At 34.0% G+C, this 26056-nt stretch carries 25 protein-coding genes and 1 riboswitch; of the genes, 8 read left to right on the plus strand and 17 right to left on the minus strand.

What is annotated here, in order from left to right:
- The first annotated feature begins 74 nt into the window (after positions 1-74).
- Both RBR53_02545 and RBR53_02550 read left to right on the plus strand, forming a co-directional pair.
- Positions 75-314 (plus strand): hypothetical protein, encoded by a 240-nt coding sequence (locus RBR53_02545; protein MDY0131525.1) that lies wholly within the window; start codon positions 75-77, stop codon positions 312-314.
- Positions 315-551: 237 nt separating this feature from the next.
- Positions 552-1652 carry an RICIN domain-containing protein gene (locus RBR53_02550; protein MDY0131526.1) on the plus strand — a complete coding sequence of 367 codons (1101 nt, stop codon included), beginning with the start codon at positions 552-554 and terminating at the stop codon, positions 1650-1652.
- 114 nt (positions 1653-1766) lie between these two features.
- Here the strand turns inward: RBR53_02550 and hisD are convergent, their stop codons facing one another.
- Complete coding sequence (hisD, locus tag RBR53_02555) at positions 1767-3068, minus strand: histidinol dehydrogenase (GenBank protein MDY0131527.1); 1302 nt, start codon at positions 3066-3068, stop codon at positions 1767-1769.
- A gap of 118 nt (positions 3069-3186) precedes the next feature.
- On the opposite strand from hisD, the gene serC reads away from it, so the two are divergent.
- The 3 genes from serC to RBR53_02570 all read left to right on the plus strand — a co-directional run bounded on the left by serC (position 3187) and on the right by RBR53_02570 (position 7392).
- On the plus strand, positions 3187-4272 hold the full coding sequence (serC, locus tag RBR53_02560) for a 3-phosphoserine/phosphohydroxythreonine transaminase (protein ID MDY0131528.1): 1086 nt from the start codon (positions 3187-3189) through the stop codon (positions 4270-4272).
- Positions 4273-4361: 89 nt separating this feature from the next.
- Entirely contained in the window at positions 4362-5204 is an 843-nt protein-coding gene (locus RBR53_02565; GenBank protein MDY0131529.1) for a DNA ligase, read from the plus strand.
- A gap of 49 nt (positions 5205-5253) precedes the next feature.
- A complete protein-coding gene (locus tag RBR53_02570; GenBank protein MDY0131530.1) occupies positions 5254-7392 on the plus strand; it encodes a Tex family protein in 2139 nt (712 codons plus the stop codon).
- Between the two features lie 49 nt (positions 7393-7441).
- Here the strand turns inward: RBR53_02570 and RBR53_02575 are convergent, their stop codons facing one another.
- The 4 genes from RBR53_02575 to RBR53_02590 form a co-directional block, all read right to left on the minus strand.
- Positions 7442-8035, minus strand: coding sequence for a hypothetical protein (locus tag RBR53_02575; protein MDY0131531.1), 594 nt, complete (start codon positions 8033-8035; stop codon positions 7442-7444).
- Between the two features lie 58 nt (positions 8036-8093).
- Positions 8094-8891, minus strand: a complete 798-nt coding sequence (locus RBR53_02580) for a hypothetical protein (protein ID MDY0131532.1) — start codon at positions 8889-8891, stop codon at positions 8094-8096.
- Positions 8892-8907: 16 nt separating this feature from the next.
- Complete coding sequence (locus RBR53_02585) at positions 8908-9738, minus strand: hypothetical protein (GenBank protein ID MDY0131533.1); 831 nt, start codon at positions 9736-9738, stop codon at positions 8908-8910.
- Between the two features lie 124 nt (positions 9739-9862).
- Positions 9863-12370, minus strand: a complete 2508-nt coding sequence (locus tag RBR53_02590; GenBank protein ID MDY0131534.1) for a penicillin acylase family protein — start codon at positions 12368-12370, stop codon at positions 9863-9865.
- Between the two features lie 248 nt (positions 12371-12618).
- Between RBR53_02590 and RBR53_02595 the strand changes: the two genes are divergently transcribed.
- Complete coding sequence (locus tag RBR53_02595) at positions 12619-13230, plus strand: YtfJ family protein (protein ID MDY0131535.1); 612 nt, start codon at positions 12619-12621, stop codon at positions 13228-13230.
- A 127-nt stretch (positions 13231-13357) separates the two neighbouring features.
- On the opposite strand, the gene thiE is transcribed toward RBR53_02595, so the two are convergent.
- The 5 genes from thiE to thiS form a co-directional block, all read right to left on the minus strand.
- Complete coding sequence (gene thiE, locus RBR53_02600; GenBank protein ID MDY0131536.1) at positions 13358-13993, minus strand: thiamine phosphate synthase; 636 nt, start codon at positions 13991-13993, stop codon at positions 13358-13360.
- A gap of 105 nt (positions 13994-14098) precedes the next feature.
- A complete protein-coding gene (gene thiF / locus RBR53_02605; protein MDY0131537.1) occupies positions 14099-14725 on the minus strand; it encodes a sulfur carrier protein ThiS adenylyltransferase ThiF in 627 nt (208 codons plus the stop codon).
- Complete coding sequence (thiH, locus tag RBR53_02610; protein MDY0131538.1) at positions 14725-15828, minus strand: 2-iminoacetate synthase ThiH; 1104 nt, start codon at positions 15826-15828, stop codon at positions 14725-14727. Before thiH ends, thiF begins: the two co-directional genes overlap by 1 nt.
- Before the next feature lies 1 nt (position 15829).
- Complete coding sequence (locus RBR53_02615; protein ID MDY0131539.1) at positions 15830-16606, minus strand: thiazole synthase; 777 nt, start codon at positions 16604-16606, stop codon at positions 15830-15832.
- Complete coding sequence (thiS, locus tag RBR53_02620) at positions 16606-16806, minus strand: sulfur carrier protein ThiS (protein ID MDY0131540.1); 201 nt, start codon at positions 16804-16806, stop codon at positions 16606-16608. Before thiS ends, RBR53_02615 begins: the two co-directional genes overlap by 1 nt.
- A 142-nt stretch (positions 16807-16948) precedes the next feature.
- A riboswitch (TPP riboswitch) is annotated at positions 16949-17054 on the minus strand.
- Between the two features lie 123 nt (positions 17055-17177).
- Between thiS and RBR53_02625 the strand changes: the two genes are divergently transcribed.
- Positions 17178-17804 (plus strand): LysE family translocator, encoded by a 627-nt coding sequence (locus RBR53_02625; protein MDY0131541.1) that lies wholly within the window; start codon positions 17178-17180, stop codon positions 17802-17804.
- Positions 17805-17809: 5 nt separating this feature from the next.
- Here RBR53_02625 and ybaK read toward each other — a convergent pair whose 3' ends face one another.
- Complete coding sequence (gene ybaK / locus RBR53_02630; protein ID MDY0131542.1) at positions 17810-18283, minus strand: Cys-tRNA(Pro) deacylase; 474 nt, start codon at positions 18281-18283, stop codon at positions 17810-17812.
- Between the two features lie 362 nt (positions 18284-18645).
- Here ybaK and RBR53_02635 point away from each other — a divergent pair, with 362 nt between their 5' ends.
- A complete protein-coding gene (locus tag RBR53_02635; protein ID MDY0131543.1) occupies positions 18646-19944 on the plus strand; it encodes a purine/pyrimidine permease in 1299 nt (432 codons plus the stop codon).
- Between the two features lie 165 nt (positions 19945-20109).
- On the opposite strand, the gene RBR53_02640 is transcribed toward RBR53_02635, so the two are convergent.
- Genes RBR53_02640 through fliF form a run of 6 tightly spaced genes read right to left on the minus strand, consistent with a single transcriptional unit; the run spans position 20110 to position 26038 of the window.
- Positions 20110-20682: a hypothetical protein gene (locus RBR53_02640; protein MDY0131544.1), complete on the minus strand. Its 573-nt coding sequence runs from the start codon at positions 20680-20682 to the stop codon at positions 20110-20112.
- The gene (fliJ, locus tag RBR53_02645; GenBank protein ID MDY0131545.1) at positions 20672-21127 is read right to left on the minus strand and encodes a flagellar export protein FliJ; all 456 of its coding nucleotides are present in this window, start codon (positions 21125-21127) and stop codon (positions 20672-20674) included. The genes RBR53_02640 and fliJ overlap by 11 nt, the downstream gene beginning before the upstream one ends.
- Positions 21128-21134: 7 nt before the next feature.
- On the minus strand, positions 21135-22466 hold the full coding sequence (locus RBR53_02650) for a FliI/YscN family ATPase (GenBank protein ID MDY0131546.1): 1332 nt from the start codon (positions 22464-22466) through the stop codon (positions 21135-21137).
- A gap of 19 nt (positions 22467-22485) precedes the next feature.
- Entirely contained in the window at positions 22486-23433 is a 948-nt protein-coding gene (locus tag RBR53_02655) for a FliH/SctL family protein (protein ID MDY0131547.1), read from the minus strand.
- The gene (fliG, locus tag RBR53_02660) at positions 23426-24436 is read right to left on the minus strand and encodes a flagellar motor switch protein FliG (protein MDY0131548.1); all 1011 of its coding nucleotides are present in this window, start codon (positions 24434-24436) and stop codon (positions 23426-23428) included. The genes RBR53_02655 and fliG overlap by 8 nt, the downstream gene beginning before the upstream one ends.
- A 3-nt stretch (positions 24437-24439) precedes the next feature.
- Complete coding sequence (fliF, locus tag RBR53_02665) at positions 24440-26038, minus strand: flagellar basal-body MS-ring/collar protein FliF (protein MDY0131549.1); 1599 nt, start codon at positions 26036-26038, stop codon at positions 24440-24442.
- Positions 26039-26056 lie beyond the last annotated feature (18 nt).

Below are 26056 nucleotides of genomic sequence, written 5' to 3' on the forward strand. Positions count from 1 at the left end.
TTGAAACTAAACAACCACTCCCCTCCCTTGCTTTTAAGTGAGGGGAGTTAACTAAAAAAATCAGGAATTGGCAAATGGAAAAAGGACTTCTCATAGCATATATCTTTGGAGGACTTACAATACTTTTAGGAATTAATATCATCCTTGTGGGAGCAGTGGGCACAGGCTTTGGCAATTCCGAGTTCAGCTTTCCGGGCTTTAAAAGATTATACGGACTATATCCCATTGGACTAGGGGCCTTTTTCATCTGGGCAGGACGAATAAAATATAAGCCTGAAGATAATGATAAAGGTCAGTCAAAAAAAGAAGAGTAATTCCTCGCATATTTTTGAATGCTTAAATTTACAAGCTTTTATTATCAATGATTTTTATATTTTACCCGGCTAAAATTAAAGTTTCATCTTTTATTAAAAAAGAGGAAAACACACCAAAATACTGGCAAAACCAGCCTTGTTTGAAACCCCTATAAAAATTTAATTATTTCAGAACAGGAAATATTATGGTAAACAGTCGTTTTTTATTTTACATTCCATTAATTTAAAGGGGAAAAAATGAGATATTTTTATTTTAAAATTGTAACTTTAATAATCATAGTTCTGGGAATGGGTATAAACTTAAATGCACTTCCACTTAGCGGTGCTACCCTGCCCACGGGGAAAAAACTAATTATACAATCTGCAGTTAACTACGGCAGAGATGCTGGAGGATGCTGGGAAAAAGCAGGCGGAGGTTCACTGGCTACCAAAGGCGATAACATTCGAGTCTGGACATTGGATAATGCAGCTACAAAAAGATTTACCCTTGTTCAGTCCAATGAAACCGGCTGGTATGAGATATATATAGGTGACCTGAAATCTTCAAGAGTTGATGCGGCAAGCGGAAAATTAAACAAAGGAGATAATATTCACATATGGGAAACAAACCGGAGCAAAGCTCAAAAGTTTCTTTTTTCTCACCTTGGTAACGGCCGCTATAAAATTTATACTAAAAACGGCCGGATTGTGAATCTTGAAGATCAGCAGGCAAAAAACGGTACAAATATACAACTTTGGGACGATCACGATGGCTTGCACAATGAATGGTATTTATTAGACAATTCCACCCGGGCCGCTGTTAAACCTCTAGGTCATAACACCATTGCTGAAAAATCGCTGAAAGGCACTGAAGTACCTCCTTATAAATTTTATATCCAATCAGCCATGAGTTACGGGCGAAGCAATAGAGGCTATTTAGAATTTCCAGGAAAAGACTGGAACTATAAGGGAAACACCATGGATATCTGGACAAAAGATTCAGGCCTGAACAAATTGTTTAAATTTGAAAAACCCTATCATTCATCCCATTATATTATAAGAGCAGCTCATAGCGGTGACGGTGTAATAGACTGCAGAGGCGGTAAAACAACAGATGGGACACCATTGCATTTATGGACAAAAGGAAACAATAATCAGGCACAACAATTTTATTTAAAACACCTGGGCTCAGGTCGGTTTAAAATTTATCACAAAAGCGGAAAAGTTGTTTGTTTGAAAAACAACAAAACCGACAAAAACGGCAATAAAGTTCATATTTGGAAGGATCATAATTCAATAACAACCGAATGGTATTTAATAAATGCCTATACAAATAAAGCATATATTCCAAACAAATAGCCAAAAAAAATCGTATATATTTTTAAGATTTTTTTAGTTAAAAAATAAACTTAATTGACAAAAACAAATTTAAGCCCTCAATTTTTAGAGGGCTTTTCAAAATTAAACAAAACTTTATTTTTCAACTCGAACTCTTACAGATTCAGCATGGCCATCAAGACCTTCAATATTAGCAAGCCTGATTACATGCTCAGCTTCTTCTTCAAGTGCTTCTTTTGAATAATGAATCAGGCTGGTTTTCTTAATAAAATTATCAACTGAAAGAGCTGAAGAAAACCTTGCAGTTCTTCCTGTTGGAAGTACATGATTTGGCCCCGCAATATAATCTCCCATAGGTTCAGGAGTGTATTTACCGGCAAAAATTGCTCCTGCATTTTTAACTTTTGAAAGATTTACAAGAGGATCTTCAATCATAAGCTCTAAATGCTCTGGAGCAAAAAAATTAGAAAGCTCAAATGCCTGATCAAGAGTTTGGGTAACAAGAATAATTCCGTAATCTTTGGTTGATTTAAGAGCAATTTCAGACCTTGAAAGATTTTTTATTCTTCTGTCAACTGCATCTTTTACTTTTTTTGCAAGCTCCATATCCGGAGTAACAAGAATTGAAGATGCCATTTCGTCATGCTCTGCCTGGGAAAGAAGATCAGCTGCAATAAACTCAGGATCTCCTGAAGAATCTGCAATAACAAGAATTTCGCTTGGCCCTGCAATCATATCTATTCCAACAATTCCAGAAACCATTTTTTTGGCTATTGTCACATAAATATTACCAGGCCCGACTATTATATCGGCAGAAGCTATTGTATCGGTTCCATAAGCTAAAGCTCCAACAGCCCAGGCACTTCCTGTTTTGTAAATATGATCAAAACCAACATAATCCGCAGCAGCCAGAAGATAAGGGTTGATTTTACCTTCAGAAGTTGGAGGAGTAACCATTACAAGCTTTTCAACACCTGCAATTTTAGCCGGGATTCCTCCCATTAAAACAGTTGAAACCAAAGGAGTTTCTCCACCTGTTGCACCAGGAACGTAAACAGCAGCCGACTGAACAGGAATTATAAGCTGACCTAAAAGAACTCCATCTCTTTCTATGTCTATATAGGAAATATTTTTTTGTTTTTCATGGAAAGATGAAATCTGTGAAACTGCTCTTTTAAGGGATTTTTTAAAATCATCAGAAACAAGACCTATAGCTTCTTCAATTTCTTCTTTTGTAACTTCAAGGTCAGCCTCTTTAAGATTTGGAGCGTCAAATTTGTTTGTATATTCAATTACAGCTTTGTCTCCCCTTTTTTTTACATCTTCCAAAATTGCAGATACCTGGGAGTTTAGTTCATCAGTATCTCCAATTCCCCGACTTTTTACTCTTTCAATTCTATCCAAAGCTTCCTTTGAAGGATAATTGTATATCTTCATGTTTTTCACCATTATTTTATTATTAAATATATCAGACTTATGATAATAGCTCTTTATCACAAGTTTTTAAGTTATTACATACCTTATTAGAACAAAATGCTTGGAGGCAGGTTACAAAATGGAAAAAAGAATTTTCAATTTCAATCCGGGACCGGCTGTTCAGCCCCTGCCGGTTTTGAAGCAGATTCAAAAAGATTTTATAAATTACAATAATACAGGAATGTCCATAATAGAAATAAGTCATAGATCAAAAGATTTTATGGCTATTCTTGAGTCTTCCAAGAAAAGAGTAAAAAGACTTTATAATCTAGATGATTCCTGGAAAGTTATTTTTGTTCCGGGAGGAGCCAGTCTTCAATTTGCAATGGTTCCTATGAATTTTCTTACCAAAGACAAAAAGGCCGGATATATAAACACAGGCACCTGGTCAACCAAAGCAATAGAAGAAGCCCAAATTCAGGGTAAAAATATAAAAGTTACAGCTTCATCAGAAGATAAAAACTTTTCATATATTCCCAAAAACTTTACCATCCAAAAAGACTTGGCTTATCTTCATATAACAACAAACAATACAATCAGGGGAACCCAATGGCAAAATCTTCCTGAAACTGAAATTCCCCTTGCTGCAGACATGTGTTCGGATATTTTAAGCAGGCCTCTTGATATTGAAAAATTCGGGATAATTTATGCGGGTATCCAAAAAAACATAGGCCCTTCAGGAACAGCACTTGTGCTTATTAAAGACAAAATGCTAGACCTTGTACCCGAGGATCTGCCCACAATGTTGAGCTATAAAACCTATGTTAAAAAAGATTCAATGCACAATACTCCTTCAACATTTTCAATTTACTGCTGTGAACTTGTTTTAAAATGGATTGAAGAAGAAATTGGAGGCCTTGAAAATATGGCAGCCTTAAATAAAGAAAAAGCTGACTATATTTACAATACAATTGATGAAAGCAATGGATTTTATAAAGGAACAGCTCAAAAAGAAGACAGATCATTTATGAATGTAACTTTCAGGCTCTTAAACGAGGATCTTGAAAATAAATTTATAAACCTAGCCCTTGAAAATGGACTTGGAGGCCTTAAAGGTCACAGAATTGCTGGAGGAGTAAGGGCTTCCATTTACAATGCAATGCCCCTTGAGGGAATTAAGACTCTTTGTAAATTCATGGAAGATTTTAAAAACCAAAATTCATAAGCAAAAAAAGTTAATAACCAGCTTTTGACAAATTACCGGATATTGAATTAAACATATTTATTTCTAATAATTATTTATGGGTGATTAAAATGAAAGTTTTCCGGAACCTTTTAAAATACCTAATTGTTTTTGCTTTTCTTTTTTCTCAAAGCCTTGTTTTTTCAAAAGATTTAACCCTTCAAAAAGCTTTAGTCTACCAAGGTGATGAAAAAATCACAGGCTTTTATATGAGCGAAAAACTGGATGGAATAAGAGGATATTGGGACGGAGAAAAACTTTTAACCAGAAGCGGAAAACTTATAAATACTCCAAAATGGTTTATTGAAAACTTCCCTCCTTTTGAGCTGGATGGTGAACTTTGGAGTAAAAGAAATGATTTTGAGTTTATTCAATCCGCTGTTCTTAAAAAAATCCCCACAGATTCCTGGGAAAAAATAACTTATAATATTTTTGAAGTCCCAAATACAAAAGGGGATTTTTCAAAACGTCTTGAAAAAGCAAATAAATGGTTTGAAACCAATCCAAATAAAAATGTCAAAATCATTCCCCAAATAATTTGTACTGGAAAAGATCATCTTAACGGATTTTTAAAAAAAATTGAATCAAAAGGCGGGGAAGGAGTAATTCTTAAAGACCCCAGCCAAAATTACCATAATGGCAAAATCCCCTATATTCTCAAAGTAAAAAATTTTAGCAAAATGGAGGGGATTGTTATTGGAATAAACAAGGGTAAAGGAAAATATAAAAACATGATGGGAAGCCTTAAAATTAAACTTGATAACGGAATAATTTTTAACCTTGGTTCAGGTTTTTCAGATTTAGAAAGAGCAAATCCTCCAAAAATAAATTCAAGGGTAGTTTTCAAGCATTATGGATTCACAAAAAATAAAATCCCTAAATTCCCATCTTTTTTAGATTTGAAAAAAGAATGATCATACAAAGAAATTAACTTTATACAAATAAACCTGGAACGGATTTTAAATGGACACAATGATAATTGAAAAGGCATCAAAGGCTCTAAATATAAATAAAGCCGGGGTTGAAGCAGTAGATTCTCTTTTAAAAGAAGGCTCAACCATTGCCTTTATAGCAAGATATAGAAAGGAAAAAACAGGCTCACTTGATGAAGTTGAAATCAGTCTTATAAAAGACACCCTTGAGCAGATAAAAACTTTAGAAAAACGCAAAGAAGCTGTTTTGGCTTCACTTGAAGAACAAAAAGTTTTAACCCCTGAACTTAAATCAAAGCTAATTAATTGTGTAGCTCTTCCAGAGCTTGAAGATATTTACCTTCCGTTTCGTCCTAAAAAAAGAACTAAAGCATCCATGGCAAGGGAAAAAGGACTTTTGCCCCTTGCTGAAAAAATCCTTCTTCAGGTTGAAGGTTTTGATCCTTTAAAAGAATCAAAAAAATTTATCAACCCTGAAAAGGGAGTAAATTCAGAAGACGAAGCAATTGAAGGAGCAAAATTTATAATTGCTGAAATTGTTTCTGAAAATCCTGATTTAAGAGGTAAAATAAGAGAAATTTTTAAAACTCAGTCAATTATTAAAGCAAAGCTTGTAAAAACAAAGGAAAATGAAGCTCAAAAATTTAAAGATTATTTTGATTATCAGGAAGAAATAAGAAAATCACCCGGACATAGAATTTTAGCTGTTTTAAGAGGAAATTCCCTTGGATATCTTTCTTTTTCCATAAGGCCTGATGATTCAAAACCTCTTCAGGTTTTAAAAAACAATTATCTAAGAAACAGCAAGTTTTCCTATCTTGTAAACGAGGCAATTGAAGACTCTTATAAAAGACTGATTCTTCCTTCAATGGAAACTGAAATTAAAAACTCTTTAAAGGAAAAAGCAGACCTTGAAGCAATTGAAGTATTTGCCTCAAATTTAAAAGAACTTTTAATGGCTCCGCCCCTGGGTAAAAAAAGAGTTCTTGCAATTGATCCCGGCCTTAGAACAGGATGTAAAACTGTTGTTTTAGATGACAAGGGAGATTTAAAAGAAGATTTTATAATCTTTCCCTTTGAAAAAAACAAGGTAAACCAGGCCAAAGATTTAATAAAAAAAGCAATTGAAAAATACAAGATTGAAACGATAACTGTTGGAAACGGAACAGGAGGAAGGGAAACCCAAAACTTTTTAAAATCCATTAATCTTGAAATTCCAATTATCCTCACCGATGAAAGCGGAGCTTCCATTTATTCGGCTTCTGAAGCTGCAAGGGAAGAATTCCCTGACCATGATCTCACTGTAAGGGGAGCTGTTTCAATTGGAAGAAGACTTTTAGATCCTTTGGCAGAGCTTGTTAAAATTGACCCCAAATCAATTGGTGTGGGCCAATACCAGCATGATGTGGATCAAAAGCTTTTAAAATCAAAACTTGATACTGTGGTTTTTTCCTGTGTTAACCAGGTTGGAGTTGATTTAAACCTGGCAAGCAAAGAACTCCTTTCCTATGTTTCAGGCCTTGGGCCCAGGCTGGCAAAAAATATAATAGATTTCAGGACAGAAAATAAAGGATTTAAAACCAGGAAAGAGCTTAAAAAAGTTCCAAAACTAGGTCCCAAAACCTTTGAGCAATGCGCTGGTTTTTTAAGAATTTCAAATTCAGCCAATCCCCTTGATTCCAGTGCTGTTCATCCAGAATCTTATAAAATAGTGGAAAAAATGGCAAAAGACCTTTCTTCTGAAGTAATTGATCTTATAAAAAATAAAAGCTTAAGGGATAAAATTGACTTAAATCTTTATATAACCGAAAAAACAGGGCTTCCCACCTTAAAAGACATAATTGATGAGCTTGCAAAACCAGGGCGTGACCCAAGAAGTAATTTTGAAATATTTTCCTTTAAAGAAGGAATAAATTCAATTTCAGATCTTGAAGAAAAAATGCTCCTCCCAGGAATTGTAACAAATGTAACAAAGTTTGGTGCTTTTGTTGATATTGGAGTTCACCAGGACGGACTTGTCCATATAAGCGAAATGGCAGATAAATTTATTAAAGATCCCTCTGAAGTGGTCAAGGTAAATCAAAAAGTCATGGTAAGAGTTATTTCAATTGATCCTCAAAGAAAAAGAATTGGCCTTTCCATGAAAAAAGAAGCCGCCCTAAATCATTAAAAACATAAAAACAAATTTATCCCGGCAGAATAACTGCCGGGAAATTTAACTACCATTGAGGAATTTCATCCTCCATTTCCATTTCATATTCATCTTCTCCAAGCTCTGAATCAAGCTTGTCAAACATTGTTGAAGATTTTTGCCTTACAATCTTTTCCCTTAAAATACTTATTCTTTCCTCCTGATAATCAAGAAGAGATTTTTTTGATAAAATTGCACTGCCAAAAGTTCTTTCAGGTCTTCCCTTAAATATAAGCCCTTTTTCCCTCAAATCCTGATGAACTATCCGCTCTATTTTAATTTTTGATTTTACAAAAAGGTTTAGGTTTGAATCTTTGCTGAACTGACTTACAAGTTCCTTTTCCTTTGGCTCTTTTAAGTTCCTAAAGTTTTCATAAACAACAAGGTCAATAACTCCCTGGATTTTTTTCTCCATCAAAACACAAAGATCTGTTTTTAAAGGCTCTATGGTTTCTATTCCCCCGTCTTTATAGGAAAACACATAAATATAATCATTGTTTGATTCTTCATAATACCAGGAAGGCGCCCCTGCAACCTGAAATTTATCCATGGAGACAAGCCCCTGCTCAAACAAAAATCCAGCCAGAACAGTTATAAGTTTGATGCCAATTGCTTCAAGCATGGAAGTTTCCTTTCTTTAAATTGTTATAAACCCGGATAAGCTGGTGCTTTAAACTGATTTAATTAGAACAATTTTTAAGCTTTTCTTTTAAAACTTCAAGATCAGCTCCTTCAACTGACCATTTAAAGTTTGAATCAACAATATATGGAATAAAATTTAAATCTGCATTTTTAAAAAAATCTTCCTGGCTCATAAAAAGGGAATCTGATTTTTCACAAATATATGGCTTTGAATCATCTTCCATTCCAAGGTATTCACTTATTCCAAAATCATTGCAAACAGCCCTGGCCGCCATATCTTTGCTTTCATCTCCCATTACAGGATAAAGAATTGTATTGACCTTGATTTTATCTTCCACACTTACTTTCTCAAGCCAGATTAAAAGTTGTTTGCAATGAAAACATTTGGGATCAGTGATTACAAAAATTGTCTTATCTGGATTCTTTGCTCCAAACTCAAAAGCTGTAAACTCTTTTAACTTATCATTGTTTTGTTTGAAAAATAAAATTCGCTGATTTTCTTCGGATTTTTCTTTTTCTTCAAATTCTTTTTTTCTTTTATTAATTTTGTCAGCTAAAGTTTCAATGGTTTTTAGTGTGATAACTTCCTTATCTTTTAACATCTGACCTGAAATAAAAAAATCTTTTCCGCAATAAAGAGACATGGGTTCAGTGTTTATAAGAACAATCAGTTCACAAAGCCCAAAAACATCTTTTTTTGATATGATTTCAGCATTCTCTGGAAAAGGAGCATGATTTAAAAGCCAGGGAATATCAATGTTTTCACATATATTTTCTGAGCTTAAATTAAAAACTAGACTAAAATAAATTAAAATTAAAAAAACTATTTTTCTCATAAAATTTCCTTAGAATCTAATAAATATACTCATAATTATATTCTCTTTTTTCTTTCATCAAGATCTCTTCTTTTCCAGTTCCAATTGTAAAATCACGTTCTGAAAGAACAGAGTAAACATCCATGGTTAAAGGGTTTAGATAAATTTCTATCTGCCCTTTCAAATCTTTGGCTGATATATCGGGAATTTTAAATAAAATTTTGATTTTTGCACAGTCTTTTCCTTTAATTTTTTCATTTAAAAAGAAAATAGTTTCAAAATCAACCTTGGTTTTTTGGCCTCCGGGAATAACCATTACTTCTTTGTTTTTCCATTTTTCCCCGTGATAAACTGTTTTTCCAAGATAATTTCCTGTTTTTTGATCCCAATCAGATTTTGCTTTTTCCTTCATTTTATCTTCTGAATAAATCTTTGAAATCTCATCTGCAAATTCTTTGGTAAATTTTTCATACAAAAGGGAATTGAATTTATCATAACCTTTTAAATCAACAAAATTGCCAAATTTATCAACTTCATAAATAATAGGACACTCTTTCAACACTTCAAAAACAGGGTTTTCTGTTTTTTCTCCATTTATAAAAAATTCAATTTTAGTTATTTCAGCTTTAAGCTCAAAACCGTTTTTAGTTTTATTGTATGTAATTCTTGTACTTATTGAAGATTCCTGTTTTTCTAAAACTTCTTCATTTAAAATTTGTTCATTTACAGCCACAACCCTTTCAAGCATGACCATTTTGTCTTTTGGTGCAAATATAAATTTAACCTTATTTTCAGAAGCCTTAGACAATTGAGCCCCAAAACTAAAAAAAAAGACTATAAAAAATATTGAATAAACATTTTTTTTCATTTGTTTTCCCATTTAAAATTAAGCTTATTAAAAAAATACTTAAATACAAACTAAAGTCAAAATTAAAAACACAAAAAAAAGACTGCCCAAAAATCAGACAGTCTTTTACAAAAACATTGGTTTATCAGGGGGTGAGAATATAAGCTTTTTTATAAATTTTATCGATGTTTTCCTCTTTAAAAGGAAAATTCATATATTCACCTTTAAGCCAGGCCTTTATTCCATCATCATAATGAACACTTGAAGGATGTTCTGACTGCCCTGTGGAATTTATTCCCCAAAAAGGTTCATCCAGTGAAAAATCCACAATTATCCTCATGGACGGAATCATACATACATCAAAATCTTTTGAGGGAAAATTACCCGCAACATTTACTGTCCCAAAATCTCCGGGAGCAGGATAAGGCCCTCTATTAAAATAATCTGAAAGCAGATTAACTCCTTTTCTTTGGAAAAAACCAAGATGTTTTGAAAGCTTTGATGTTTCAGTCTGAAAATAATAAGTATGAAGTTTTCCCCATTGCCAATTATTTTTATCCTTACCCAATTCTTTTTCAAGAAACTGCTTTGTATCAGCCAGCGCATAGGCAAGAACTTCGTATTTTGTTTCCTTTTTATCTGTGTTTATATCATTAAAAAAAGGACTGTTTTCTCTTTGAAGAAGATGGTCATAAAAAGGTGAATAATTAAAGAATTCATTGGCACAAAAAGATTTCCATTGGGTGGAAGTTTCTGGTCCAAGTTCGTCCATAAAAATTCTTTTTGAGGCACAATGCAAAAAAACCTGATAAACACAGCCGTTTATAGAATCTACTGTCATCTCCCCATCAAAGGATGAAATCATGTCCAAAATTTCCTGGGCATTGGATCTTTGGGGTTCTTCCATACTTGAAATAACAAGATTTATTTTTGAGGTAAAAGGAGAAAAAATTCCTTTTTTACGAAGTTTCAGGGGAAGACTTGCTTTTACATCCATCTGAATTTCCTTCATTTTTTTAAAATCATTTCCCCCTTCTTCTATCATTTCTTTTATTCTTTCAAATCTATCCGGGTAATACCAGGAAGATGAAAGAGTATGGGGAAAATCCTTTGAAACGGTTCTATGGTTTGCTGTGGCAACAAATCCCCATTTTGGATTTATGCTAAATGGAAATTCATCATTTGAAAGTGTTCCTGTCCACTCATATTCTCCTGTCCATCCAGGGGAAGGAAAAAGCCCTCTTCCATTTTTTCTTAAGGGATAATTTCCTGTAACCTGCCAGCCTATGTTTTCTTTATCTGCAAACACAAGATTAAGGGAAATTGTCTTTATTTCCTTAATATACTCCCTTGCTTCAAAAACATCTTTTGCCTGGTTCAGTTTAAAAAACTGCTCCATGCTGTCATCTTTTTCAAAAAAAGGAGTTTTTAAAGAAACAGCATATTCCATTTCACCGGAAACAGGCTGAAGCACAGAAATTCTATCGTTTTTAAATGTATGATTTATAATCGGTCCATGATGGGTTTCATGGATAATAAACTCAAAGGTTTTTCCTTCCTTTGTTTTAAAAACCTCTGTTCTTTTCTTTGTCCTGAGCCAATTGTCCTCATAAAGATAATAAAGAGAACCTTCGATATTTCTTATTTTTTCAACAAAAACATCCTGATTATCAGCCATTGACATTGTCATTCCCCAGGCAAGATTTCCATTAAATCCTGCTATAATTGCAGGAAACCCTGCTCCGGAAACTCCGGCTGAATTAAATCCAGGACATTTTAAATGCTTTAAATTCCAAATTCCTGGAAGGGAAATTGGAAGATGGGTGTCATTGGCAAAAATAGACTTATTATTTAAGGCAATGTTTTTTGAAACAGCCCAGTTATTTGAAGCTGCCAAATGGTTGAGCCCAAGATCTTCAAGCATTGCAGATACTTTTTCTAAAGAACCATAAATATTCTTACCTGATGCTTTTTTAAGGGCCTTAAGTTTTGGAACTTCATCAAAAGGAAGATCTTCATCTGGATAAACAGGAAAAAGATAGGGAATTTTCTCTGGTTCTAATTTCTCAAGAAAATGAAGTGCTGTAATTTCTTCGTGAAAATTTAAGGAAAGCCCAAAATTAAGCACCATAAAAAGTGAAGCTGAATCAAAAGGAGTCCATTTCTCAGGAATATAGTCTGCCATTTTTAAGGTAGGAGTCAAATCATCCTTATGCCTTTCCAAATAAGCATTTACCCCTTCGCTGTATAATTCAAGAAGCTTGATTGTTTCTTCACTTGTTCCTTTTAAAAGGGAGTTGGCTCTTTTTTTAAAATCAAGGCTTCTCATAAACAAATCAAGATCAATAAAAACTTCACCTCCAAATTCAGAAAGTCTTCCCTGGGAAACAAGCTTTAACTGAACCATTTGAGCAAGTCTGTCTGAAGCATCTGAGTATCCGCAGGCAAAAGCAAGATCTTCCATGTTTTGAGCTTCTATTAAAGGAATTCCAAAACTATTCTTTTTTACAACCACCCTGTTTTCAAGCTGGGAAAAACTCCCCTGATCTTCATTCTTAAAAACAGAACTTTTAAACTTATTTGTTACAATTCCAGCACATCCGTTTAAAACAAAGGGAACTAAAATTAATAGGACCAAAAAATTTTTCCTCATTTTTATCTCCAGATTTTATGGTGATTTTTTGCCTGAACAATCAATAAACACAACAAACAAAACTTAAATTTCCGCCCAGGTATTAAATATTGATTTTGAAGATTTATAATGATTGAACTTTATGAAATATTTTTTATAAATGCAATAAAACCTTAAATTTCAGTTTTTTATTTCTCTTAAACAAAGTTTAGTTTAGTATTGAGCCATTTAACCATAAAACATGAAAAACTAACACAAAAGGAGATTCAATGAAAAAACTATTTTTCCTGATTCAAGCTTTATTTTTAACTGGTTTTATATCTTTGGGAATTTCTGCTGAAATTAAAGTTGGAACCAGGCTTCCCCAAGTTAAAATTGAAGACAAGGGTATTTTTACCTTTGATTATGAAATCCAAAACAAAAAAATGACTATTAAAAAAAATTCTCAAATAAATTACAGACCATGGTCTTTGGCAGAGCTTGAAGGAAAAGTCTCAACAATTTATCATCTTGCAGCAAGAACTGGAATTGACGAAATAAACAAAGACTATATAGATGCTCTTATTGAAGCAGATTTCCCTGCCAATCTTCCTGATTCCCCATACAAAACAACAACAATTTTAAATATGGACGATGCCCTCTGGGGAACTTCTAAAATTGCAGTTTCAAGGTTTCATAAAAGCCAGGTTGAATTCCCCTATGCCTATTATGTGGTGGATGGAAAAGGCAAAGCCCTTGAAAAGTGGGGATTAAAAACCAAAGAATCTGCAGTAATTATTATTGATAAAAAAGGAGAAGTTCTTTTTTTTAAAGAAGGAAAATTAACTCCTGAAGAAATTAATCTGGCAATTTTAAAAATAAGAGAAGCACTTAATAAATAAAAAAATCTGCCGGAAACTTAATTTTCAAAATTTCCGGCTTTTAGCCAATTCAAAAAAAGATATTTAACTATTAAGCTAAAAAACTAAAAAAATCCAGTTTGCTAAAAAAAGCAACAGCCTTTCCAATTTAGACTGAACAATTACAGATACGTTTTAAATTCATAATTTTTTCGTCTATATTTTCAGCTTCTGTAATTTCAGTAACAAGACAAACGCAATTTGCCCCCCTTTTAATCACAGATAAAAGATTATCTTCTTTAATTCCCCCTATTGCCACAAAGGGAATTTTTATATTTTTCACAACAAAATCAAGATAAGTTAAACCTACAGGTTCACAAACATCAACTTTTGTAGAAGTTTTAAATATGGGCCCAACTCCTATATAATCAGCTCCTGATTTTTGGGCTTCAATTGCCTGTGAGGGGTTGTGTGTTGAAATTCCTATTATTTTATTGTTGCCAATAAGTTTTCTTACTTCTTTTAAAGGAAGATCATCCTGACCTAGATGAACTCCGTCTGCATCGCATAAAATTGCAAGATCAACATGATCATTTACAATAAAACAACAATTGTATTTTTTTGTAAGCTTTCTTATTTCAAGGCATTCAAGATATTTTTCCTTGATTGACTTAAATTTTTCCCTGTATTGAAGAATTTTTATTCCGTTTTCAAGCATCTTTTTTACTACAAAAAGATTATCACGGCCTTTTGAATGGCTGTGATCTGTTATGCAGTAAATATCTGTTTGAGGAAAAACAGTCATTTATTTAATCCTTTCTAAAACCTGAATTAAGCAATTTAGGTAAAAAATCTAACTATTCAACTAAAAAAAACCAGTTTGCTGAAAAAATCCACCCGCCGTTCCAACTTAAACTGAACATTTATAAAAAAATTCAAAAACAATATCTGCCTGTTTTGCAGCAGCAATATTTACACATGGGCTGAACGGAGGGGTTTTTTCATTTGATTCTGAAACAAAATCTCCCACTATATAAAAAGTTTCACTTATTTTTTTGACTTTTATTCTGTCACTGTTTCCAAATCCTGAAATACCTGATGCAGAAACAAGAAGATTTCTTCTTTTCATAAAATATTCTGCTGTAATTTTTTTATAAAAACTATTGTCAAAAGCTTCTATTATGGCATCACAATCATCAAATGTTTTTAAGTCATTTTTTGATTCAATTTTTTGGCAAAAGGTTTCAATTTCAAGATCAGGATTAATTTTCAAAAGATTTTCTTTTAATGCTTCAACCTTTGGTTTGCCGCATTGATTTAAAAAATAAAACTGCCTGTTTAAATTTGAGGGTTCAACTATATCAAAATCTATTAAAACAAATTTTGTAAATCCGCACCTTACAAGATTAAAGGCACAATTTGAACCAAGGCCCCCTGCACCTAAAACAGCAATTTTTATTTCTTTTAAAAAAAAATATTTTTCACTGCCAAGATAAGTTAAAATTCCTTTTTCAAATTCATTTATAACTTTTTCCATCAGATATACTGCCAATCCTTGTATACAGGCTGATAACCAAAATTTTTTAAATCCCCAGCCATTTCAACAACATTTCTTGTATCTGAAATATCAAATTGCCCTGTATCTTTTTCTTCCTGGGTATGTCCTCCTACCTTTGTTGAAACCCCGGCTGACATTTTTGTAACACCAAGTGGTAAAACATTATTTCTAAATTCCATATTTTCCCTTGTTGAAATTGTTATCCCGCATCTTGGCATAAAAAGTCTCAAAGCTGTCATAATCTGAACCATATTTTTATCTGTTACATCATAATCCGGCATAAAATCCCCTTCATGGGGTCTTATTCTTGGCAAAGAAACGCTTATTTCTGCATCTGTAAATTCACTAAAAAGATAATCTGCGTGAAGACCTGTAAAAAAGGCTTCTTTTCTCCATTCATCAAGACCTAGAAGAGCTCCGATATTAATTGACCTCATACCTGCAGCTGCTCCCCGTTTTGGAGTATCAAGCCTGAATTTATAATCTTTTTTCGGGCCTTTGGGATGAAGTTTTTCATAAAGTTTTTCATTATAGGTTTCCTGATAAACGGTAAGAGAATCTCCGCCTGAATCAACAACCATTTTATATTCATCAATTGTCATAGGATAAATTTCTATTGCAATTGATGTGAAATATTTCTTTAAAATCTCACAAGCTTTTGAAATATATTCAGGATTTGCCTTTTTTTTATCTTCTCCTGTTAAAACAAGAATATGCTTTAATCCGGATGATGAAATAAACTTTGCTTCCCTTTCAATTTCATCATAGGTAAGATGTTTTCTTAAAATTTTATTTTTACAATTATATCCACAATAAACACAGTGGTTTATACAATAATTTGAGATATACATGGGAGTAAATAAAGTAATAACACGGCCAAATTGCCTTAAAGTTATTTCATTTGCCTTTACTGCCATTTCTTCAAGAAAATTTTGGGCTTCCAAAGAAAGAAGGACAAAAAAATCATTTGCAGATAGAAAAGTTTTGTCAAGAACATCAATTACCTGATTTTTGGTTACAATGCTAAACTCATTTTCAAAATCAAAGTCTTTAAATTCTTTAATTTTTCCATAAAAATCCATTTTAATTCTCCCCGCCCAAAAAGCCTGTCAAAGGAGATGAGGCACTGGCTTTTGTTTTTATTTTCCCGGCTTTTGCAAGAAAGCAACTTCTTCCTGCATTTACTGCATTTTTAAAAGCTTCTGCCATTAAAACAGGATTATCTGATGATGCAATTGCAGTATTTACAAGACAGGCATCAGCTCCCATTTCCATTGCCTCGCATGCATGGGAAGGCTTTCCAATTCCTGCGTCAACAATTACAGCTACCTTAATTTCATCAATAATAATCTGAATCATTTCCTTTGTTTTAAGACCCCTGTTTGATCCTATTGGAGCACCAAGAGGCATTACAGCAGCTACACCTGCATTTTCAAGCTGTTTTGCAACAACAAAATCAGGACTTATATAGGGAAGAACAACAAAACCTTCCTTTACAAGAATTTCTGAAGCCTTTAATGTTTCGTGGTTGTCCGGAAATAGATATTTTGTATCTGAAATAACTTCAATTTTCACCCAGTTGCCACACCCCGATGCCCTTGCAAGCCTTGCAATTCTTACAGCCTCATCATGGTTTCTTGCCCCTGATGTATTTGGAAGAAGTGTCATATGTCTTGGTATATAGTCTGTAAGATTTTCTGTTTTTGAATTAAAATCCACTCTTCTTAAAGCAATTGTTATAACTTCGCACTCAGATTTTTCTATTACTTCAGGAATCAGTGAATCATTAAAATATTTTCCTGTTCCTGTAAAAAGTCTGCTTTTAAGTTTTTTCCCGCCTATTTCCAAAAAATCTTCCATCATCCGCCTCCCACAAACCTTAAAACCTCAAGCCTGTCGTTTTCTTTTAAAATTGTTTGATTATAATTTTTTGTTTCAATAACAGATTCATTTAACTCAACTACTATTTCATCAAAATTGGCTCCCTTTGATTTTAAAAATTCACCAAGAGCTGTTCCCCTTGGAATTTTTTCCTTTTGACCGTTTAAAATTACTACCATTGATCATCCTTTCTTAAATTTGAATTTTACCTAAATCAAAGGCTCCTGAGTCTACCCGGACATAGAAGGTATTTAATTAGAAAAAAATTCAGGCTTAAAACACAAAAGGCCTGCCCTCTATTGAAGGCAAGCCTTTTAAATTTAATCTTTAACTTGGCTTCCCTTCGGCAGTACTAACTGCATCAGGTTCCAAGGGTTGGAAAATATTTTTCCTCTCAGCCTTTTATAAGGCACCCCCAGCATTAATTTTTAAAAATGCTAATTCATAGTTTTTTAAATGTAAAGAAAATCTTTCTGGATTTTAATTTTAATTTATATAATAAAAAAATCTGAATCAAATTTGTAAATATTTTTAAACAAAGGAAACATAAATGCTTACCCCTGATGTTTTTATAACTTTTTTTGCAGCATCAACAATTCTTGCCCTTGCTCCAGGCCCTGATAATATTTTTGTTCTTACCCAGTCTGCCATTTATGGAAGACTTTCAGGAATTTTTGTAACTTTAGGTCTTTGCACAGGCCTTATTTTTCACACAACAGCTGTTGCTCTTGGAGTTGCTGTGATTTTCAAAACATCTATAATTGCTTTTAATATTTTAAAATATGCAGGGGCTGCCTATCTTTTATATCTTGCCTGGATGAGCTTTAAGGCTGGATCCACTGAAATTATCAATAAAGAACAACAAAAACTGCCTTTTTCAAAACTTTATAAAAGAGGAATAATAATGAATATAACAAACCCTAAGGTTTCAATATTTTTCCTTGCTTTTTTACCTCAATTTGCTTCTCCTGAAAGGGGTTTGGTTTCCCTTCAGATTATTTCCCTGGGACTTATATTTATTCTTGCAACAATTATAGTTTTTGGATCAATTGCTTTTCTTTCAGGAACTATAGGAACCTGGTTTTCAAAATCAGCTAAAGCCCAATCAATTTTAAATAAAACTGCTGCAGCTGTTTTTTTTGCACTGGCATTAAAACTTGCTATTATAAAACAATAGCCTATTTAATCACAAATATCTCCAAATTCAGCATTAGTTATTTTTGCAAGATCTAATGGTGAAAGTTCCAGCTCAAGTCCTCTTTTACCGCCACTTACAATAATTGTGTCAAAATTCAAGGCTGAAATATCAATTATGGTTTCAAGCTTTTTCTTTTGCCCCAAAGGACTTATTCCTCCAACTAAATATCCTGTAACTCTCGAGGCTTCATCCGAGTTGGCAATCTCAATTTTTTTCACTTTAAGTTCCTTTGAAACAAGCTTGAGACTCAGCCTTTGTTCAGCCGGTACAATTGAGGTAAAATAATTTTTGGGTGAAGATGAATCCTTGACAATAAGTGTTTTAAAAATTTTCAAAGGGTCTTCATCAAGTTTGTTTACAGCCTCTTTTCCATAGGATGATATTTCTTTATCATGTTCAAACCTTAAAATTTTAAATTTTACTTTATTTTTCTTTAATAAATTAACCGCAGGTGTCATTTTTTGCTCTTTGTATATTTAATACTTTCATCGATAACAAATACTAGCTTTTGTTTTAATAGTTTTTCTAACTACTTGAATATATAATGACAAAAAGGTCATTCAAAAATCAAAAGGATAAGACCAAGTTAGATCCAGTATAAACTTTAGTGCCAATGGTTTCATCTCTTATTTTACAAAATATAAAAAGAACTATTTCACTATTTAATCTTCAAGTACATCAAGAAATTAAACAGATTACAATAAAATGAGTCATGTTCTGAACTTTTTATTAATCTGAGTTTATTTGCAATCCTAAAAAGATTCAGCTATAACGACCACAAATAAATGTTTCACTTTAGCATAAGTAATAAGGAGGATTTATGAACCAGATTAAAATCAAATACGGTCTTGATGAACGCCCGCCTTTACATAAAACTTTAATTTTTGGACTCCAATGGCTGGCTGTAACAATTGCAGCTGTGGTAATTATAGGAAAAGTTGTGGCAGGTCTTCACTTTGATGAGCCGGCAAGACAGCTGCTTTATATGCAAAAATTATTTTTTATAATGGGACTGTCTTTATTCCTCCAATTAATCTGGGGTCATAAACTTCCTCTTATCACAGGGCCTGCTTCAGTTTTACTTATTGGTATTCTTGCAGGAGCAGGAAGGGATATAAATGCAATTTATACCACAATTGCCATAGGAGGAGCTCTACAGGCAGTTTTAAGTGCAACAGGTTTATTTGCAAAAATTACCAAACTCTTTACTTCAAGGGTGGTTGCCACCATTTTAATTCTTATAGCTTTGACAATTACACCCACAATTTTAAATCTTATTGTAACAGCAAAAACTCCTGAAATTTCTCTTTTAAATCTTTTGTTTGCCCTTTGTTTTTTTGCTGCAATGATCACTGCAGACAGAGTTCTTCCAGGTATTTGGAAAGCCACCATGCTTGTATGGGCAATTATTTTTGGAGCTTTTGCCTATATGATTGTTGGCTCCCCTGAAATCTGGCTTGGCCAGGGCGAAGTTGGAATAATCTCTAATTTTTTTAAAGACTTTACAATTAAACCTGTTTTTGACCCGGGGCTTTTGATTTCTTTTTTTGTATGTTTTATTGCCTTGGCAATCAATGATCTTGGCTCAATTCAATCCATTGGAAGACTTATAAATCCTCCAGGCATGGAAAAAAGAACAAAAAATGGAATAACAATTACTGGAATTTCAAATATATTGGCAGGCTTTTTTGGAGTTATAGGCTCTGTTAACTTTTCAATGAGTGCAGGTATAATAGCTGACAATGGAAATGCTTCAAGATTTACAATGATTCCAACAAGTGCGGCCCTTATTCTCACAGCTTTCTTCCCTGGAATAGTTATAATTGCCTGGAATGTACCTTCTGTTGTAGTTGGTGTTCTTCTTCTTTATATAATGTGTGCCCAGATGGCCGCTGGATTAATGGTTGCTTTTTCACAAAAAGGATTTTCATTTCAAGACGGTCTTGTAATTGGAATCCCTGCCATGATAAGCATTTTGGTTTCCTACCTTCCTTTGGGTGTAAAAGATGCTCTTCCCTCTGTCCTTGTACCTGTTATTGGGAACGGATTTGTAATGGGAGTGGTTGCTGTGATGATTCTTGAGCATATTGCTTACAAACCTTCAAATATCAAACAATAAACCAATTAACTGCTAAGGAATAATGACAGATTTTTTCTAAGCCGGTTTCAGGAGAAAAAGCTTTTTTTTCTCCTGTCCCAAAGCAAAAAAAGAATGAGGCTTAGAAAGAACAAAGCTTGATATTTTTAAATTTAAAAAGGCAAAACCCTGAACTTAGATATTTAATTATTTTTTCACAAGCTCTTCTTTTTCTGTAAGAGCCCTGCTTATAAGAGCGGCTTTTTCCGGATTTGTATTGGAAAGAATTTCTGCTGCTGCCTGGGGACGCATATAAGAAAACATTTGTTTGGCCACTTCAATATCCATATTATTTACTATTTCAGCAGCTTTTTTGGCCTTCATATTTTCATAAACCTTGGAAAGATCTTTGTATTTTTGTTCTTCAGCATCAATAATTTTTTGTTCATGGGCTTCTTTTTCAATGGCTAAGTTTGCCAGAGCATTTTTTATTTTTTCATCAAGACTTTTAAGATTTTCAAGTTTAGCTTCAATTTCAAGCTCAAACCTGTCTAGTTTTCTTTCTCTTTCATTGAGCTTTTTTTCTTTTTCCTCAAGCTCTTTTTTCAAAGTTTCATAATATTTAACAGCACGAAACAATTCTCTATCCTGAATTACCCTGGGATCTTCTGTTTGATCTTCAATAGGAACAGAACCCTTTTCATCCTGGGCATAAAAAACCCCTGGAAAAAGACTTAAAGAAAAAAATAATATAGTAAATAAAATTGTTTTAAGCTTCATTGCATATTTCCCTGGCTTTTCTTATAGATGAAATTTCATCAAGTTCTTTTTGCTCTTCATAAATCATTTTCTCAATATATTGTTTCTTTTTTCTTGACTTAAGCTTTTCCAGGGCTTCTTTATTCTTTCTTGCCTGAATAAGCTTTTCAGTTCTTAAATCTTTTTCCCTGAAAAGCTCTAAAAGTCTGTGCTCTTCACTTTCCAGCCTTTGCTCAACAGAAGAAATATAACTTTGAAACATATTAAAATATTCTATGGTAATTCCCTTATCAGTTTCTTCTTCAAGTTCTTGAAAAATAAGCATTCTTTGATACTTGATTGACTCAATATTTGCTTCACACTCGGTTATATCAAGGTTGATTGACATAAGTTCCTGAAGTGCTTCTTTTTCAAGAAAAGTTCTATATCTTAAAACAGATTCCAGCGAAAACTTAAACTTCTTCATTCATTCCTCACTTTGCAGGTGAAAGAATACTTTTAAGTATTGGGAAAGCCTGCTCAATTCTCATTTTTTTGTTTATTTCTTGCCTCAAAAACTCATTTATTTTTGGAGCAAGATTTTTCGCCCTGTCTATTTCAGGATCTGACCCGTCTCTATATGCTCCTATGGAAATCATATCTTCGGCATCACGATATTTTGAAAGAATCCTGACAGCCTGCTCCCTTAAATTAAGATATTCAACTGGAGTTACATCACGGGCTACCCTGCTCACACTTGATAAAACATCAATTGCCGGATAATGACCTTTGGATGCAAGATCCCTTGAAAGTACAATATGGCCGTCAACTATTGATCTTACAGTATCTCCTACAGGGTCATTCATATCGTCACCTTCCACAAGAACAGTATAAATTCCTGTAATACTTCCACTGCCTTTTATAGCTCCTGCTCTTTCAAGAAGAACTGGAATTTTTACAAAAAAAGAAGGTGTATATCCCCTTGTTGTTGGAGGTTCTCCGGCTGCAAGCCCCACATCTCTTGAAGACATTGCATATCTTGTAAGTGAATCAAGCAAAAGAAGGACTGTTTTTCCCTGATCTCTGAAATATTCTGAAATTGTAGTTGCAAGATAAGCTCCCCTCATTCTTACAAGAGGAGGAGCATCTGAAGTTGCAGCTACAACCACAGCTCTTTTCATTCCTTCTTTACCAAGAATTTCCTCAACAAAATCTTTTACCTCTCTTCCTCTCTCGCCTATAAGGCCTATAACAACAACATCAGCAGAAGTATGCCTGGTCATCATTCCCATGAGAACTGACTTGCCCACACCTGAACCTGCCATAATGGCAACCCTTTGACCTCTTCCAAGGGGAATCATTGTATTAATAGCTGTGATTCCAACATCCATGGGTTCTTTTATGGGTTCTCTGTCAAGGGGATTAAGCGGTTTACCATAAAGATTGTAAAATTGTTGGGTTTTTATTTCACCTTTTCCATCAAGGGGATCTCCAAGACCGTCCACCACTCTTCCAAGCAAGGCATCTCCCACCGGAGCCACAGGTTTATCATCAATTTTAACAATTTTACTTCCCGGCTTAATTCCCCTTGTATCTCCATAGGGCATAAGTACAGTTCTTCCCTGACTGAAACCAACCACTTCTGCAAGAACAGAGGAATTTTCGTCTGGAAAAATTTCACAAAGAGTCCCTATTCCAAGTCCTATGCCCGAAGCTTCAACAGCCAGGCCTTTTACAACCTCAATACGGCCTTCAATCTTTGAAAAAGAAGTGCTTTCAACAAGATCAAAATATTTGGAAAAATCTATATCAAGACCTATGTTCATAATTTATGCCTTTGCACCCTTAAGAGTTTCTTTTTGATGAAGCATTTTTTAAAATCTGGGCTTCAAGTTCTTTAATTCTATTTTCAATTGTCTGAACTACTGTTCCTGTTTCAGAATCTATTGTGCATCCTCCCCTGCCTATTGAGGGATCAGAAACTATTGTTATATTTTTAAGCTTTTCAAATCTTTGAAAAAAATCCTCTTTTATCATCTCAATTATATTATAATCTTCAGGATTTACCCCTATGGTAACATTAAGAGGAGCAGGAATATCTTTTAATGCCTCTTTGATTGCAAGCTTTACAAAATCAGAGTCAAGGGTAAGATTTGAATACAAAATCTTTTTTGCCATTTTTAAAGAAAGTTCAACAATTTCATCTTCATACTTTTCAATTATCTGATTCCATGAATTTCCAAGGTTTTCCATAAGGGAAGTAAATTTTTCCTTTACCTCTTCAAGGTTTTTTTCTGCTTCTTCAAAAGATTCTTTTTTACCGGCTTCAGAACCTTCTGCTTTTCCCTGTTCAAATCCTTTGGTTTTTTCTTCTTCAAAAGCCTTTTGGTTTTCATCCCTTATTTGTTTTTCAATCTCTTGTTTAAGCTTTATTTTCCCCTCTTCAAAACCTTTTTCATAAGCTTCTTTTTTTTCTTCTTCTACAACAAGTGAAAGGGCATCAAGCCTTGACTTTTCCTTTTTATTAGCTGGCTTATTTTTCTTTGGCAGATCCGACTTTTCAGACTCAGATTTTTTTGGGCTTTCATTTTGAACAAATTCTTCAAAAGAATCCCCTCCTGTGCCAAGAGGAATAAAAGACTCATCATCTGAAGAAACATCAAGCTGGGTAAAAGAATCTTCATCTCCTGAAAAAGACCTGGCATTATCAAATTCTTTTGTACTGTAAACCTCAAGAGTATCAGGACCAAATGAGCTAAACTCGTCACTGTTTTTTTTTATTTTATCAGACAAGTTCCTCTCCCTTTCCCTTGCCAAGAGAAATAACCCCTTCTTCCTCAAGCTCCTTTGCTGCCCCAACTATCTCCTGCTGGGCAGCCTCTACATCTGAAAGCTTTTGAGGTCCCATTGTCTCAAGATCGTCAAGAAGCATCTCGGCTGCTCTTGAAGAAAGGTTTCCAAGTATTTTTTGTTTCATATCTTCACTTGCAGTTTTAAGTGAAAGTGTAAGCTGCTGTCCTTCAACCTTTTTAAGAACTTCCCTCATTGCCCTGTCATCAACATTTACAAGATCTTCAAATACAAACATAAGATCTCTTATCTCCTGGGCCATTTCAGAATCTTCACCTTCAATTATGTCCATGATTATATCTTCTGAAGCCTTGTCAACTCCATTTAAAATATCAACAAGAACCTGAACTCCTCCTTTTTTACCTCCCTTTACTCCCGCAGTCTTCATTTCGTTTTTCAAAGTCTCATCAACATCTCGAACCACATCTTCTGAAATCTGACCAAGCTGAGCAATTCTAAAGGCAATATCTCCTTTTTTATGTTCATCAATGCTTGCAAGCACATCAGAAGACACTTCCGAAGGAAGATGGGCTAAAATCAATGCTATTGTCTGGGGATGCTCGCCTCTTATATAGGAAGTCAGGCTGGCAAGATCCACTTTCCTGCTCCAATCAAAGGGCCGCCCTCTTTTTTCTTCTTCAAGCTGTTTTAATATAAGATCTGCTTGTTCAACTCCTGCTGTTTTTTCAAGAACCTTGCGTAAAAAAGAATTTCCTTCTATATAAAGACTTGTTTCTTCTCCAAATGTTTCAACAAATTCATCAAGTACCTCCTTCATTTCCTCAGGAGTTATCTCATCAATATCTGCCATTGCCATTGCTGCTTTTTTAATTTCACTTTCATTCATTCTGGCAAAAAGATCTGTTGTAAACTCTTCTCCCATAACTAAAAGAAAAACAGCGGCTTTTCTTGCACCTGCAGATGTTTCACCACTGGAGTCAGCCATTAGTTATCCCTCTCTCAACCAAGATTTTAAAATATTTGAAGCTTTTTCCATATCTTGCTTTGCAAGCTCTTCTGCTTTTTTGATTGAAGGCAGTTCATCCCACTCCCTGTCCTCATCATCTTCATCTGTTATGTCCAGCATTGAACCTTTTCGTGCCTCTTCCTCTGCCTCTCCTGCATCCCTTATTTCTTTTACGGTTTTTAACACTGGACGTAAAACAAAAAGAAAAAACATGAGCACAAGAATAATATTAGCGGCCAACTTGCCATAATCTTTTTTCAGTTTATCAAAACCTGTAATAGCTGCTTTTTTCATTCTGTCATCAGGTAATGAAGAAAACTGAAAAGACTGGACAGTCACCTGATCTCCCCTTGCCTCATTATATCCCATTGCATTTTTTACAACTTCCTCAAATCTTTGAATATCTTCATCTACTCTTGGAATATATTTTTTGGCAGTTCTTCCGCTTTCATCTGTTTCATACTGATAAACTCCGTCAATTACCGCAGCCACAGAAAGTCTTTGAAGAACAGCAAAGGGTTTTTCAGTATTTCTCACTCTTTTACTTATTTCATAATTTACAATATCGTCCTGTTTATTGCCTCTTGATATTATATTTTCAAGCCCATACTCTTCTCCAGGAGGAACTATGGGATTGACACTGGAAACCATTTCATCGCTTGGTCTTAATTCCTCTTTGTTTTCCGCAAGATTTTTTCTACTTCTCACATGGGTGGTGCCAAGCTCTTCAGGATCATAAATTTCTTCACTCATATCTTCTTTGCTAAAATCCATCTCAGTTGAAACCCTTACAATGGCACGGTCTTTTCCCACCACTCTTTCAAGCATTGACTCAATTCTTGAAGCAAGACTTTCCTCATAAAACTTTTTATATTTCATCTGGGTTGACACTCTTTTATCTGCAATTTCCACAGCCTTTTCAGCTTCTGTCTTCCCTTTATATAAAATTCTTCCGCTTGTATCTGTTACAGTGACTCTTTCTGAGGGTAGATCTTTTACTGCACTTGAAACAAGGTTTACCACAGCCTCAACTTTTGAATCTTCAATATTTTTATTCAACCTTAAAAGAACAGAGGCGGACGCAGGTCTTGTGTCTTCCACAAAAACTGAATCCTTTGGCATCACCACCATCACCCTTGCTTCCTCAACTTCATCAAATTTTTCTATGGTTCTGGAAAGCTCTCCCTGCAAAGCTCTTTTATAGTTTATCTTCTGAACAAATTCTGTTGTTCCAAATTCTGTTTTATCAAAAATTTCAAATCCCACCCCTCCGCCTTTTGGAAGTCCCTGAGCTGCAAGATCAAGCCTTGTTTCATAAACCTTGGTTGAATCAACAACAATTGTGGATCCGCCTTCCCTAAGCTTGTAGGGAACCCGGTTTTCTTTAAGTTTTTGGACAACAGCAGAGGCATCTTCTCCAGAAAGGCCTGAATATAAAGGAATAAATTCAGTTTTATTGGCTGCATAAAACATAATTGCAAAACCTGTAATAACGAGAATAATTACTGAAGCAGCAATAATCCTCCTTGGGGTAGGCATGTTTTTATAAATATTGACTATTTGTTCTATTACAGGATTCATTTAAAATCATCCCTGGTT

The sequence above is a fragment of the Desulforegulaceae bacterium genome (assembly GCA_034006035.1).
Taxonomy (GTDB): Bacteria; Desulfobacterota; Desulfobacteria; order Desulfobacterales; family JACKCP01; genus JACKCP01.